We start from the raw sequence: 12,364 nt of genomic DNA, 5'->3' as shown, positions 1-12,364 counted from the left end.
GAGGAGGGAACATGCCCCTTTCCGACGTTCTCGATTTGCAGGGTTTCGAGATCGCTGTCGACGAGAGCACCATGCTGAACAGCGGACTCAGCCTCGTCGGATGCAGCGGTGACGTGATCGTCCGCCCCGCCTAGTCCCCCCACGGGAGCGCCGCGGAGGCGTCCTGCTCCGCGGCGCTCTCCCCGACGTCCGGCCGGGCGTGTACGACCCGGCCCGCGAGAGGTCGTGTCCGATGATCTTCCCCCACACCGGTTCCGCCGACGCCGTGCTCGACCCCACCGACACCAGGAGGGGTGGCAGGGTGTACGACGAACTCGTCGGGCACGGCGTGGCCGGAGTGCCCGGACGCGAGGTGTTCGAGGCCCTGTGGCCGGGCGTGTACGACCAGGTCGGCGCGCAGTTCCTCGTGCGCGTCCCGGGCTCCGGGCGCGTCGCGGGCTACGCCTCCCTGCACGGGTTCAACTTCCAGGCGCGTCACGGCTGCTGCTCCCTGGCGGCGGACGAGGCGGTCCTGGGACCGCGGGGCGCCACCGACGCCCACGCGCTCACCGTCAACTACGCGTTCTCCATGTGGAACCTCAGGAAGCTCTACCTGTGGACCCTGGAGGAGGACCCCTCCGCGTTGCGCCGCACCGGGGTCGAGGTCCGGCTGGAGGGCTCCCTGCCCGAGTACGTGCTCGTCGGGGGCACACTGCGCACGGCCCGCGTCTTCGCGGTCTACCGGGACGCGTGGGAGCGGACCGGGACCGGTTTCGTCGACGGGCGCGTCGGCCGGGCGGACCCCGCCTGAGGGTCCCGGCCCGCGGGGCCGGGGCGCCCGCGTCCGCGCGCCCGACACGGGGCGCCCTACGTACGGAGGACTGTTGGAGAACACGTCGGTGAACGGCTCCGGCCCGCGGGCCATGGTCCGCGCGCGCGGACTGACCAAGCGCTTCGGTGAGGTCGAGGCCGTCAGGGGGGTGGACCTGGACGTGGCCCCCGGCGAGCTGTTCGGCCTCCTCGGGCCCAACGGAGCGGGCAAGTCCACGCTGATCGGCATGCTCTCGACCCTGGTCACACCGACCTCCGGGACGGGCTCGATCGCGGGTTTCGACATCGTCCGGGAGCGGCCCGACGTGCGCCGCAGCATCGGCCTGGTGTTCCAGGAGCAGACCCTCGACCGCTACCTGACGGGTTGGTACAACCTCAGGTTCCACGCGGAGATCTACGGGGTGCCCCCGGGGGAGGTCGACGAGAGGGTCTCCCGGGCCCTGCGGGACGTGGGCCTGTGGGAGGACCGGGAGAGGCTCGCGGGAACCTACTCCGGCGGTATGCGGCGACGGTTGGAGATCGCCAGGGGGCTGCTGCACGGTCCGCGCCTGCTGTTCCTGGACGAGCCGACCGCCGGGCTCGACCCCCGCTCCAGGGAGGCCATCTGGGACCGGGTCAGGGAGCTCAACGAGCGCGAGGGCGTCACCGTGCTCATGACCACGCACTACCTGGAGGAGGCGGAGAACTGCGGCCGCATCGCCATCATCGACGGCGGTGAGATCGTCACGGTCGGCAGCCCCGCCGAACTCAAGGCGGGGACCGGGCGGGACCGCGTGGAGATCGTCGCGCGCGACCCCGGGGCGCTCTGCGAGCGGCTCCGGTCGATCCTGGACACGGCCCCGGTGGTCGAGGGCGACACCGTCTGGTTCACGGTGGCCGACGGGCGCCGGTTCGTCCCCCGTCTGTTCGCCGAGGCGGACACCGAGATCACGTCGGTTCAGGTCAGGTCGCCCTCGTTGGACGACGTCTTCCTCGCCCACACCGGCCGGGGCATCAACACCCCCGCGGAGGAGCGCGGCCGGGGGGCCGAGCCCTCCGTCGAGGGGGCCGGGCGGTGACCTCTCCCCCTACGATGACGGCATGGCTGAGGTAAGCGCGCGCGACGGCTCGTGGTCCTTCGACGGCGCGGCCGTGTGGATCACTCCGGGCCGCAGGTCCCACCAGCTGCGCCGTGCCCTGGGCGTGGTCTCGCTGCCGCTGCCCGCGCTGGCGGGCGTCGTCCTCGAACCCCGGCGCGGAGGCGGGACCCTGCGGGTGCACCTCCGCCCGGGCGCCGACCCCTTCACCGAGGTCACCCGGGGCCTGTTGGCCCGCAGGGGCGATCCGTACCAGCTCAGGGTCGGCCGCTCCCGCGTCCTGGTGGCCGAGTACTTCGCCGAGACCGTCACCGAGGAGCTCGCCGCCCTGCCCCCCGAGAGCGCCCCGGACCGGTACCTGGTCGGGGCCCCCGGGGCTCCGGTGCGTTCCGAAGCGGGTGACGCGTCCGTCGTCTTCGACGGGACCCACGTCTACATCAGGCCCAACTGGAAGGCGGAGGCGGCCAAACGCGCGGCGGGCCCCCAGCAGCTCGCGCTGGAGGACATCGCCGAGGTGCGGTGGACCTCCGTGGCGGGCGGCCACGACGGCAGCCTGAGGTTCGTGACGGCGGACGGCCGCGGCGACCGCACCGAGCCCCGGTACGACCCCTTCTCCGTCCACTGGAGCCAGTGGGGCCGCGACTACGAGGGCGGGACCACGGCCGCGGTGGCCACGGCAGTGGCCGCGCGGCTCCCCCACCCGTCGGCGCGGCGGGGGGAACTCGGGGGCTCCGCCCGGCGCGCGCTGCCGGAGGGGGAGGAGCGCTGAGCCGGATCAGCCGTCGCGGCGCCGGGCCACCCACAGCCCGTGCGCGAACGGTTCGGTCCTCAGGTGCTCGGCCTCGCACCCGGCCCCCTCGAAGGCCGCCGCGTACTGCTCCGGGGTGAACAGGGACATCTCCGTCGACTCGGTGGCGTGGCGCAGCCCCTCCGCGGGGTCGGCCACGGCGTAGTGCACGACGATCGACATCCGGTCGCGCCGCCCGGGCACGGAGGCGGAGTGGGACAGGCGCATGATCGTGCGGTCGCCGTCCTCCACCACGTCCCGTGAGACGTACCCGGGCGTGAAACCGTCCGGGCCGATCCAGGGTTCCAGGAGGAGGAGCCCTCCCGGGTTCAGGTGGTCCGCGAGGGACCGGACCACGGCGGCCAGTTCCGCCTCCGACTCCAGGTGCGGGACGGCGAACAGGTAGGTGATGGCGTCGAAACGCGCCTCCAGCGCCGTCTCCCGCAGATCCGAGCACCAGGTCCGCAGGCCCGGGACGCGCGCCCGGGCCAGCGCCAGCATCTCCCGCGACCCGTCCAGGCCCGCCACCTCGTCGAAGCGCTCCGCGAACGCGCGCAGGTGCAGGCCCGTCCCGCACGCCACGTCCAGCAGCGAGGCGGAGCCGGGCCGCCGCTCCCGGACGATCTCGCCGATCCGGTCGGCCTCGGCGGCGTAGTCCTTGCCCCGGTGGATCATCACCGCGTCGTAGACGGCGGCGTAGTAGGTGTCGTACATCCGATCGGTCCTTCGTCCATGGTCGGCGGACCCGGGGCGCCTGACGCCCCGGCCGCGGACCGTCCGGTCCGGTTCCGCGGCCTAGGGGGCCTCGGAGAAGAAGGGGAGGAACGGCCGGCCGCCCCCCTCGGCGGAGGCCAGGGCGAGGAGTACGCCCGCTCCGCCCGTGGCCAGGTCCATCGACAGCCGCGGCACCCGGCCGCCGTGGAAGGCGGTCTGCCCCCGGAAGGGCAGGGCGTACCACTCCAGTTCGGCGATCCGGGAGCGCAGCGCCTCGGGCGCTCCGCCCAGCCGGGCCAGCGCCGCCACCTGGCCCGCCTTGCCGTGGAACAGGTCCGCCTGGGCGTACAGCAGGGTGTGGCACGAACGGGTCAGCGCGGGGAGGCTCTCGGCGCAGCGCCCGTCCTCGCGGTGCTCCAGGAACTCCTTGACGACCAGGGCGACGCCCAGCCCCCCGGCGTCGATGTTGGGCAGGGCCCGCGCCCCGCGGTCGCGTACCAGCAGGGTGCCGTCCGGGGCCGAGACGCACTGGTCCAGGTCCAGGTGCAGGGCCCGCGCCGCGGTGTCGAGCCAGAGGCCGTCCCCCGTCGCCCGGTACAGGTTCAGCAGGGCCAGGGCCACGCCGCTCCATCCCCGCATGAGCCCCGCGCGTCCGGGCCTCGGGGGCTCCGTGGCCGCCTCCGCCTCCGCGACCGCCTCCGAGAGCCGCCCGCCCAGGGCGAGGGCGCGGGTCATGCGCGCGTCGCCCGCGCCGCCCCGGGAGAGGTGGACCAGCGCGGCGCACACGCCCGCCATGCCGGAGAAGAGGGAGATCCCGCCGCACTCGTCCCCGGCGTGGCGCTCCAGCAGGTCGTCGGCCTCGTCGCGGTGGCCGAGGTGGTCCAGGACGTAGGCCAGGCCGCTGACGCCGTCGTAGAAGCCCTGGCCGGGGGAGCGCAGCCGCCGCGCGGCGGAGACCAGCCACTCCTCGTGCTCCGGGAAGCGGTCCCCGCCCGCGCGCTCCAGCGCCCACAGGACACCGGCCGCGCCGTGGGCCACGCCGTAACCGCCGGAGAGGAACTGCTGGAGGTCCCCGGGGAACAGCCGGTCGGTCCGCTCCGGGGTCGCGGAGGCGGTGATGCCCGCCGCGACGGAGCCGAGGGACACGGGCGGGCGCCCGGGGGCCTCCTCCGGGCGCTCCGGGACCAGTTCGCGCTCGATCTCGTCGGCCCACTCGCGGGGGACGGGGTAGAGCTCGCGGAGCACGTCCACCAGCTCCGCGGCCTTGTGCGGAGACAGGGCGGTGATCCGGGAGAAGGGCAGGAAGACCGACAGGCGGGTCGCGGCCAGGGCGTACCGGTCGACCGCGGTGCCGACCCGGTCGGCGCTGGCGAACCCGGGGGCTCCGAGCGGCGCCCGGTGCCCCTCCCTCTTCGCGTCGAAGGCCAGTTCGTAGTCGATCAGGCAGACCTCGTCGTCCTCGTCCACCAGCACGTTGTTGGCGTGCAGGTCCGCGAAGACCAGGCCGCGGTCGTGGACGGCGTCGAGGACGGCCTCCAACCGGCCCAGGATGCGCAGGGCGCGCCCGGTGAAGGCGGCGAGGGAGTCCGCGTCGGCGTACGCCTCGGTGACGCCGGGGTGGTGCACGGCGCACCAGGAGCCCAGGGTCCGGCCCTCCTTGTACTCCTGGACCAGGAAGCGGTGGCCGCCCAGGGTGAAGCTGTCCAGGAACCGGGGCACGCCGGGCACCCCGTCCAGACGCCGCAGGTTCTCCTCCTCCCGTGTCTGGCGGGACACCGCGTCGCGCAGCTCGCGGTCGAGCCCGGCGTGGGGACGGGCCTCCTTGAGCACGACCCGGGTCCCGTCCTCCTCGCGGCGTCCCAGGTAGATCCCTCCGCCGTTGGAGAAGTGCAGGGCCCTGTCGATGAGGTAGGGCACGCGCTCCCCGGTGGAGCGGGCGTCGAGGTGCGGCTGGAGGAAGGAGGGGAGCACCACCCAGGGAGGCGGGGTGAACGAGGGCAGCCGGCGGTCCGGCACCAGCGCTCCGTCGGGGCCGCGCAGCGCCGGGACCCGGGAACCGTGCTCGTCGAGGCACCACATCTGGCGGAAGGCGCCGTATCTGACGTGCAGGGGCCCCCGATCCCACCGCAGGTCGCTCAGGACGTAGGGGCCCGGCTGCCCTCCCACGCGCGCGGAGAGCGCGTGCAGGGTCCGTTCCAGCTCCTCCTCGTCGCGGGGGTAGACGGTGAGCAGCTTGCCGCTGGAGGCCCGGGGGGCGTACTTGGTGTTGGCCGCGACCAGGATGTTCCTGTTCAGCAGGTACTTGAACACCAGGCCGTGCTCCGTGCAGTGGTCCCACACCTCGCGGCAGACCGCGTCCGCGTTGTCCACGGTCGCCGAGACGTGGATCTTCCATCCCTGCTCGGGCAGGTCCGGAGCCTCCGGGGAGACGACGTGCCACAGGCCGTCGCGCTCGCGCCGCCAACCCGGGGGCGGGTCCAGCCTCGTGACGGAGAGGTCCGCCGGGGCCACGAGGGCGTTGGGGGAGTCGTCCGTGAGCCTGCTCGGCTCCTCGAAGAACAACGGGTCCGCGAGCGTGTACATCTCGACCAGGTCGAGCATGGGGGGCTTCCCTCCGGGATGGGCGGTGTGGCGGGTGCTGCGTCCGGCTCGCGGGCGGCGGCTCAGCCGCGGTCCGGGCCCTCGGACCGTCTCGAACGCGGTCCGCGCGCGATCCGGTCGAGGATGGGCGCCCCCTTGGCGGTCCAGGCGGCGCGGGAGACCGAGTAGAAGTGCAGGTCCCACAAACGGCCCTGGAAGTAGACGTGCCGGGGGAGGGACGCCTCCCGGGGGGTGGTGGCGAGCGCCGAACCGAATTTCCCCAGACTCGCGTCCGTCGTCAGAACGTATACCTTCCGCAGGTAATCCCAGTGGGCGAAGGCGTAGTTGACGAGCATCATCATGGACTCGGCCCCCACACCCACGGGAAGACGGTCCGTGCGCATGAAGATGCCCAGTTTCACGTGCCCCGCCGGATCGTGTTCGCGAATCGACGCGAAACCGAGGACCTCGCCCGTACTGCGGAATTGGATCTCGAATACGTCGACGAAGCGCTTGGCCACCGAGTGGTAGGACTCGATGAAGGCGTCTCGTGACGGAAGGCTTTCCAGGCCCAGTTCCACGAGGAGGTCGTAGAGTTCTCCGACCTTCTCCGGGGCGATGGGACCGAACCTGATACGCGGGGTCTCCAGGTGCAGTGTGAGCATGGCGCCACACCCTAGTGTCCGCGCCGAGGCGCGGATCCCCCCTCCCGCCGCGCGGCGTCCCGCCGGCGGGACAGCCGCCGCGTCCGGGGCCCCGGTCCGGTCCGCCTTCTTGTCGAGCCGGAGGAATTGTCCTAGGTTCTGTCCCGCCAGTGTCGGCCCACGCGAAGGAAAGGAGGCCAGCCATGGTTCTCTCTGACGTTCTGTCCCTTCAGGAGATGGACACCGTCCTCGATGAAGCCGTTCTGCTGAACAGCGGTCTCAGCTACGTCGGTTGCAGCTGATTCCTCTGATGCGCTGTGGAGAAATCCATTCTTCACAGCGCTTTTCTCTGCCCCGTTCGGGGCGACGGGAGATGTGGTGCAGGAGATCGTGTTTCCGCATATCGTGACGCGCGCCGTCAGGTTCGCCTCCACGGCGGAGAGGTCGGGGGAGGCGGTCCACGACGAGCTCTCGCGGCACGGGCTGGGGGGCCTTCCCAGCAGGGACGTCTTCGCGTCCCTGTGGCCCAAGGAGTTCGAGGGCGTGGCCGCGCAGTTCCTCGTGGAGGAACCGGGGTCGGGAAGGGTCGGGGGCTACGCCTCCCTCCACTCCCTCAATCCGCTGGGGCGCTATGTCAAGTGCTCCGTGGCCGCGGACCCGGAGGTACTGGGCTCAGAGGGCGTGGCCCACGCCCACGCCCTCGCCGTGAACTACGCCTTCGCGATGTGGAACATCCGGAAGGTCTACTTCTGGGTGGTCGACAGCGGGCTGCCCGCCCTGCGGGCGAGCGGCGTCGAGGTGCACCGGGAGGGGACGCTCTCCGAGTACGTGCTCGACGGCGAACGGCTGCGCTCGGCGCGGATCTTCGCCGTCTACCGGGAGGCGTGGGACGCGGACGGGGCCGGTTACGTCCGGGACGCGGCGGCCGGGAGGGCGGCGTGAGCGCGGCCCCGAGGACGGGTCCCCTCCGGCGGGGAGCGCCGGGATGAGGGTGCTGTTCGCGACGCAGGCGGAGCGGACCCACTTCCTGGGGCTGGTGCCCCTGGCGTGGGCGCTGCGCGCCGCGGGCCACGAGGTCCGGGTGGCCAGCCAGCCCCATCTGGAGTCCGTCGCGGCGGGGGCGGGGCTGCCCTTCACCGCCGTGGGCCGCGACCACCACTTCGCCAGGATCAGCCGGGACGGCCGGGCGGACCGGCACCTGGACTTCGACATGGCCGAGGACCGCGACGAGGTCCTGACCTGGGACCACCTCCTCCAGGGCTACCGCGGGGTGGTCACCTGGTGGTGGCGGACGGTCAACGACCCCATGTTCGACGACCTGGTCGCCCTCTGCCGCGAGTGGCGCCCCCACCTGGTCGTGTGGGAGCCGTCCACCTACGCCGCCCCCGTGGCGGCCCAGGCGTGCGGTGCCGCACACGTGCGCCACCTGTGGAGCGTGGACCTGTTCAGCAGGGTCCGCCGGACCTTCCTGGCGCGGATGGGCGAGCAGCCCGCCTCACAGCGGGAGGACCCCCTGGCCGCGTGGCTGGGGACCAGGGCGGCCCGGTACGGCGTGGACTTCTCCGAGACCCTGGTCCACGGCCAGGCCACCGTCGAGCAGGTGCCCTCCCCGCTCAGGGTGGACACGCCCGCGCACCTGGAGTACCTGCCGGTGCGCTACGTGCCCTACAACGGACGCGCCGTCGTCCCCCACTGGCTGCGTACACAACCCGACCGCCCCCGGATCGGACTCAGCCTCGGCACGACGGCGGCGTTGCGCCTGGGCGGCTACACGGTCGACGTCGCGACCCTCCTGGAGGGTCTGGCCGAGCTGGACGTGGAGGTGGTGGCCACCCTGCCCGCCAGTGAGCAGGCCAAGCTCGGCGCCGTCCCCGGCAACGCCCGCCTGGTCGAGTACGTGCCCCTGCACGCCCTGGCCCCCACCTGCGCCGCCATGGTCACCCACGGCGGCCCCGGCACCGTCCTGACCGGCCTCGCCCACGGAGTCCCCCAACTCCTGTCACCCAACGCCCGGATGTTCGACATCCCGGTCCTCGCGGGGCTGGTGGAGGAGGCCGGGGCGGGCAGGGTCGTGGACCCCGACCGCCTGGACGCCGCCACCGTCGCCGCAGGCGTGCGCACCCTCCTGGAGGACCCCCGCCACACAAGCGCCGCCCGCGCCCTGCGCGCACGCATGGACGCCATGCCCACCCCCGCCGACCTCGCCCACACCCTCGCCGGCCTCACCCGCACCTGAACACGGACCGCGGGAGGAGCACTCAGACGCCGCCGCCACGGGCCGCCGCGATGCGCTCCAGCTCCGGCACCACCTGGTCCGGGGCGGGCACGGCCAGGGCCTCGTCGCGCACCAGCCCGGCCGCCGCGCGTACCTCCCCGCTGTCCAGGAGCTCCGTGAGGAGGTCGTCCACGCCCCGGGTGAGGACCTCCTCCACCGCCAGTACGCGCGCGGCCCCGCGCTCCCGGAGCGCCCGCGAGAGCGGAGCGGCGTCGAACTGCTCGGTGTTGAGCACGACCAGCTGCGGCAGTCCCTCGACCACGGCGTTGCAGCACACGTCGAAGCCGCCGCCGTGGACGATCAGCGAGCCGGAGCCCATGAGCATGTGGGCCGCCCCCGAGTCGGTCACCACCACGTCCTCGGGCAGGGCGGGCAGGGAGTCCCTGCGGGAGGCGGGGGAGAGGACGACGGCCTCGGCGCCGATCTCGGCGCAGGCGTCGATGACGTCCACCAGGGCGGCGGCGCCCTCGGCCGTCCTGCTCCAGGACCCCCAGTCCACCAGGACGCGCCGCCGCTCGGACCCGGCCCGTGCCCAGGAGGGCAGAACGGCGCTTCCGGCGTAGGGAACCGGGCGCACGCTCAGGTGGGTGCCCGTCTTCTCCAGTTCGCGCGGCCGCAGCGCCTCCGGGATCTGGTGGACGGAGAACTGGCCGAGTACGAGGTCCTCGGAGAACGCCACCCCGTGCCGGTCCGCGCTCTCCTCCAGCCAGCTCCTGAGCGGGTCGGGTCCGGGGGTGGCGTCGGCGGCCCCCAGGTACAGGCGCCGCATGCGCGAGAAGAGGTCCACGCTCCACAGGAACCGCCCGTGCGCGGCGCCGCACGCCTCCGCGGCGATCGCCGCGGAGTAGGTGTTGGGCTCCCACAGCACGAGGTCGGGGCGCCACTCGCGGCAGAAGGCGACCAGGTCCCGCTCCATCGGCTCGTTGACGAGCTTCCACCACCAGGTGACGTACTCCTCGTAGGCGTGGTGCAGTTTCTCCGGCACCAGCATCTCCGGCCGCTCCTCGGCCAGGTCGAAGATCGACTCGCCCTGCTGATCGCGGGCGTGGGCCAGCACCTCGGCCAGGGTGTGGTCGCCGCCGACCGGGACCACGGTCAGGCCCGTCTCCGCCGCGGCCTCGGTCATGGAGGGCTGGGTGACGATCCGGACCTCGTGCCCGGCGGCGCGCAGTGCCCACGCCGTCGGCACCATGCTAAAGAAATAAGCTTTGTCCGCGTAAGCCGCGACGACGATTCGCAACGTGTTCCCCACTTCCGAGATTTCGATGACCCGATGTTCCGAGGAGTGAAAGCCGACACCGATCCTTGACAAGTCCGGCCCGCGCCATGTTCATTGCGGGTGCTGCACTCCGGACTGTTCTCCTCTCCCGAGGCAGCGTGACGGTACTGTTGTGAGGATTCCTTCGGGAGAGGTTCGGAGAGCCTAGCACCGAGTGCCGGGTCCAGGCCGCTGACCAAAGCACCACGTCGCATCCGTGGTGTGCTTGCCCAGCAATATCGATGTTCGGCCACCGTTGGGAGTCACCATGAAAGGCATTGTGCTGGCAGGCGGTACTGGGAGCCGCCTATTCCCCACCACGCGAAGCGTCTCCAAGCACCTTTTCCCGGTTTATGACAAGCCGATGTTCTACTATCCGGTTTCCGTGCTCATGATGGCCGGAATCCGGGAGATCATGGTGATATCGAACGCAGAGAGCCTCCCCCTCATCCAGCAGGCCCTGGGTGACGGCGGCCATCTGGGAATAGAGATCGAATACGCGGTCCAGAAAGAGCCCAGGGGTATAGCCGAGGCGCTCCTCATCGGGCGGGACCACATTCGCGGAACCCGTAGCGCCCTAGTCCTGGGCGACAACATATTTCACGGCGAAGGGTTTCCGGACCTCCTCGGCAGGGCCGCAGCCTCCACTTCCGGCTGCACGCTGTTCGGGTGCAAGGTGAGCGACCCCCGGCATTACGCCGTGGCGGGCTTCGGCGAAAAGGGCAGGTTCGTCTCCCTGGTGGAGAAGCCCTCCGAGCCGGAGTCGGACTACGCGGTGACCGGGCTTTATTTCTATGACCAGGACGTGGTAGACATCGCTGAGCGGATCGAGCCGTCCGGGCGCGGAGAACTCGAGATCACCGATGTCAACCGCGCCTATCTGGAAATGGGCAGAGCCGAACTCGTGACCATGGGGAACGAGATAACGTGGCTCGACCTCGGCACGGAGGAATCCCTGCTGGAGGGGGGCCGGTACGTGTCCACCATGGCCCGGGAATCCGGAGTCCGAGTCGCCTGTCTTGAGGAGATCGCATTGCGCATGGGCTTCATCGGGGCCGATGAGTGCTATCGCCTTGGGGAGGAAATGCAGAATTCGCCTTACGGCGAGTACGTCATGGAGGCCGCCCGCCGGGCGGCCGGGGTATGGCAGGGTGCGGGCGTATGAAGATCCTGGTCACCGGTGGAGCCGGATTCATCGGTTCGAACTTCGTCAGGCGCGTGCTCGCAGGCGTTTATCCGCGCTTCGCGGACGCCGAGGTCGTGGTCCTGGACAAACTGACCTACGCGGGCACCACGGAGAGCCTCGCCTCCGTGGCCGACCACCCCCGGATGACGTTCGTCCAGGGGGACGTCTGCGACGAGCAGCTCGTCCGCGGCCTCATGCGCGGGGTCTCGACCGTGGTCCACTGCGCCGCCGAGACCCACGTCGACCGCTCCATCTCCGACGCGGGGTGCTTCGTGCGCACCAACGTCGTGGGCACGTTCCACCTGCTGGACAGCGCGCTCAACGAGGGCGTGGAGAACTTCGTCCTCGTCTCCACCGACGAGGTCTACGGAACCCTCAGCACGGGGTCCTGGGTCGAGACCGACCCCCTGGAGCCGAACTCCCCCTACTCGGCCTCCAAGAGCGCCTCGGACCTGCTGGCGCGGTCCTTCCACCGGACCTACGGGATGCGCGTCTGCGTGACCCGCTGCGCCAACAACTACGGGCCCTTCCAGTTCCCCGAGAAGATGATCCCCCTTTTCGTGACGAACCTCCTGGACGGCGTCCCGGTCCCCCTCTACGGGGACGGCGGCAACGTCAGGGAGTGGGTCCACGTGGACGACCACTGCGACGCCCTCGCCCTGGCGGCCGAGCACGGCGAGCCCGGCGAGGTCTACAACATCGGCGGCTCGGTCGGGAAGCGGAACCTGGAGGTCACCGAGGCGCTCCTGGAACTGCTCGGCCACGACGGCTCGATGATCCGCTTCGTGGCCGACCGCAAGGGCCACGACCGCCGCTACTCCGTGGACGGCTCCAAGGCCGAGACCAGGCTCGGGTACCGCCCCTCCGTCTCCTTCGAGGAGGGGCTGGCCCGCACCGTCGCCTGGTACACGGAGAACCGCGCGTGGTGGGAGCCGCTGAAGAAGCGCCTCCCCCAGCAGGACGACTGACGGGCTCCGCCCCGGGCCGCGTCCCGCCGGCGGGACACCGACCCGCGGGCGCGCCCCATCCGCACA

The 12,364-nt window shown here is 71.9% G+C and carries 12 protein-coding genes; 8 read left to right on the top strand and 4 right to left on the bottom strand.

The annotated features are described in order from the left end of the window. Positions 1-11 precede the first annotated feature (11 nt). From NDAS_RS28405 to NDAS_RS23365, 4 genes are all read left to right on the top strand, one after another. Positions 12-134, top strand: a complete 123-nt coding sequence (locus NDAS_RS28405; RefSeq protein ID WP_013155729.1) for a hypothetical protein — start codon at positions 12-14, stop codon at positions 132-134. A gap of 98 nt (positions 135-232) precedes the next feature. Then, a complete protein-coding gene (locus tag NDAS_RS23375) occupies positions 233-790 on the top strand; it encodes a GNAT family protein (protein ID WP_013155728.1) in 558 nt (185 codons plus the stop codon). Positions 791-863: 73 nt separating this feature from the next. After that, entirely contained in the window at positions 864-1,868 is a 1,005-nt protein-coding gene (locus NDAS_RS23370) for a daunorubicin resistance protein DrrA family ABC transporter ATP-binding protein (RefSeq protein ID WP_013155727.1), read from the top strand. A 22-nt stretch (positions 1,869-1,890) separates the two neighbouring features. Further along, the gene (locus NDAS_RS23365; RefSeq protein WP_013155726.1) at positions 1,891-2,655 is read left to right on the top strand and encodes a DUF4429 domain-containing protein; all 765 of its coding nucleotides are present in this window, start codon (positions 1,891-1,893) and stop codon (positions 2,653-2,655) included. 6 nt (positions 2,656-2,661) lie between these two features. Here the strand turns inward: NDAS_RS23365 and NDAS_RS23360 are convergent, their stop codons facing one another. The 3 genes from NDAS_RS23360 to NDAS_RS23350 all read right to left on the bottom strand — a co-directional run bounded on the left by NDAS_RS23360 (position 2,662) and on the right by NDAS_RS23350 (position 6,632). After that, complete coding sequence (locus NDAS_RS23360) at positions 2,662-3,387, bottom strand: class I SAM-dependent DNA methyltransferase (protein WP_013155725.1); 726 nt, start codon at positions 3,385-3,387, stop codon at positions 2,662-2,664. 81 nt (positions 3,388-3,468) lie between these two features. Next, positions 3,469-5,988: a class III lanthionine synthetase LanKC gene (gene lanKC / locus NDAS_RS23355; RefSeq protein ID WP_013155724.1), complete on the bottom strand. Its 2,520-nt coding sequence runs from the start codon at positions 5,986-5,988 to the stop codon at positions 3,469-3,471. A gap of 62 nt (positions 5,989-6,050) precedes the next feature. Next, a complete protein-coding gene (locus NDAS_RS23350; RefSeq protein ID WP_013155723.1) occupies positions 6,051-6,632 on the bottom strand; it encodes a GNAT family N-acetyltransferase in 582 nt (193 codons plus the stop codon). A 384-nt stretch (positions 6,633-7,016) separates the two neighbouring features. Between NDAS_RS23350 and NDAS_RS23345 the strand changes: the two genes are divergently transcribed. Beyond that, positions 7,017-7,553 (top strand): N-acetyltransferase, encoded by a 537-nt coding sequence (locus tag NDAS_RS23345; RefSeq protein WP_232051606.1) that lies wholly within the window; start codon positions 7,017-7,019, stop codon positions 7,551-7,553. A 43-nt stretch (positions 7,554-7,596) separates the two neighbouring features. Then, positions 7,597-8,847, top strand: a complete 1,251-nt coding sequence (locus NDAS_RS23340; protein WP_013155720.1) for an activator-dependent family glycosyltransferase — start codon at positions 7,597-7,599, stop codon at positions 8,845-8,847. A gap of 22 nt (positions 8,848-8,869) precedes the next feature. On the opposite strand, the gene NDAS_RS23335 is transcribed toward NDAS_RS23340, so the two are convergent. Next, a complete protein-coding gene (locus NDAS_RS23335) occupies positions 8,870-10,078 on the bottom strand; it encodes a nucleotide disphospho-sugar-binding domain-containing protein (protein ID WP_049800332.1) in 1,209 nt (402 codons plus the stop codon). A 334-nt stretch (positions 10,079-10,412) separates the two neighbouring features. Between NDAS_RS23335 and rfbA the strand changes: the two genes are divergently transcribed. Both rfbA and rfbB read left to right on the top strand, forming a co-directional pair. Continuing rightward, positions 10,413-11,309 carry a glucose-1-phosphate thymidylyltransferase RfbA gene (rfbA, locus tag NDAS_RS23330; protein ID WP_013155718.1) on the top strand — a complete coding sequence of 299 codons (897 nt, stop codon included), beginning with the start codon at positions 10,413-10,415 and terminating at the stop codon, positions 11,307-11,309. Further along, entirely contained in the window at positions 11,306-12,298 is a 993-nt protein-coding gene (gene rfbB / locus NDAS_RS23325) for a dTDP-glucose 4,6-dehydratase (RefSeq protein ID WP_013155717.1), read from the top strand. The genes rfbA and rfbB overlap by 4 nt, the downstream gene beginning before the upstream one ends. Positions 12,299-12,364: the final 66 nt, after the last annotated feature.

This window comes from Nocardiopsis dassonvillei subsp. dassonvillei DSM 43111, from assembly GCF_000092985.1.
Taxonomy (GTDB): domain Bacteria; phylum Actinomycetota; class Actinomycetes; order Streptosporangiales; family Streptosporangiaceae; genus Nocardiopsis; species Nocardiopsis dassonvillei.
Note: the sequence above shows the minus strand (reverse complement) of the source record. Positions and strands in the feature narration are given on the sequence as shown.

Bases quoted from the DNA above. Each gene is read 5' to 3' on its own strand.
- NDAS_RS23335 (WP_049800332.1), bottom strand. From the start codon at position 10,078: ATGGTGCCGACGGCGTGGGCACTGCGCGCCGCCGGGCACGAGGTCCGG.
- NDAS_RS23360 (WP_013155725.1), bottom strand. From the start codon at position 3,387: ATGTACGACACCTACTACGCCGCCGTCTACGACGCGGTGATGATCCAC.
- NDAS_RS23365 (WP_013155726.1), top strand. From the start codon at position 1,891: ATGGCTGAGGTAAGCGCGCGCGACGGCTCGTGGTCCTTCGACGGCGCG.
- rfbB (WP_013155717.1), top strand. From the start codon at position 11,306: ATGAAGATCCTGGTCACCGGTGGAGCCGGATTCATCGGTTCGAACTTC.
- rfbA (WP_013155718.1), top strand. From the start codon at position 10,413: ATGAAAGGCATTGTGCTGGCAGGCGGTACTGGGAGCCGCCTATTCCCC.
- NDAS_RS23340 (WP_013155720.1), top strand. From the start codon at position 7,597: ATGAGGGTGCTGTTCGCGACGCAGGCGGAGCGGACCCACTTCCTGGGG.
- lanKC (WP_013155724.1), bottom strand. From the start codon at position 5,988: ATGCTCGACCTGGTCGAGATGTACACGCTCGCGGACCCGTTGTTCTTC.
- NDAS_RS23350 (WP_013155723.1), bottom strand. From the start codon at position 6,632: ATGCTCACACTGCACCTGGAGACCCCGCGTATCAGGTTCGGTCCCATC.
- NDAS_RS28405 (WP_013155729.1), top strand. From the start codon at position 12: ATGCCCCTTTCCGACGTTCTCGATTTGCAGGGTTTCGAGATCGCTGTC.
- NDAS_RS23375 (WP_013155728.1), top strand. From the start codon at position 233: ATGATCTTCCCCCACACCGGTTCCGCCGACGCCGTGCTCGACCCCACC.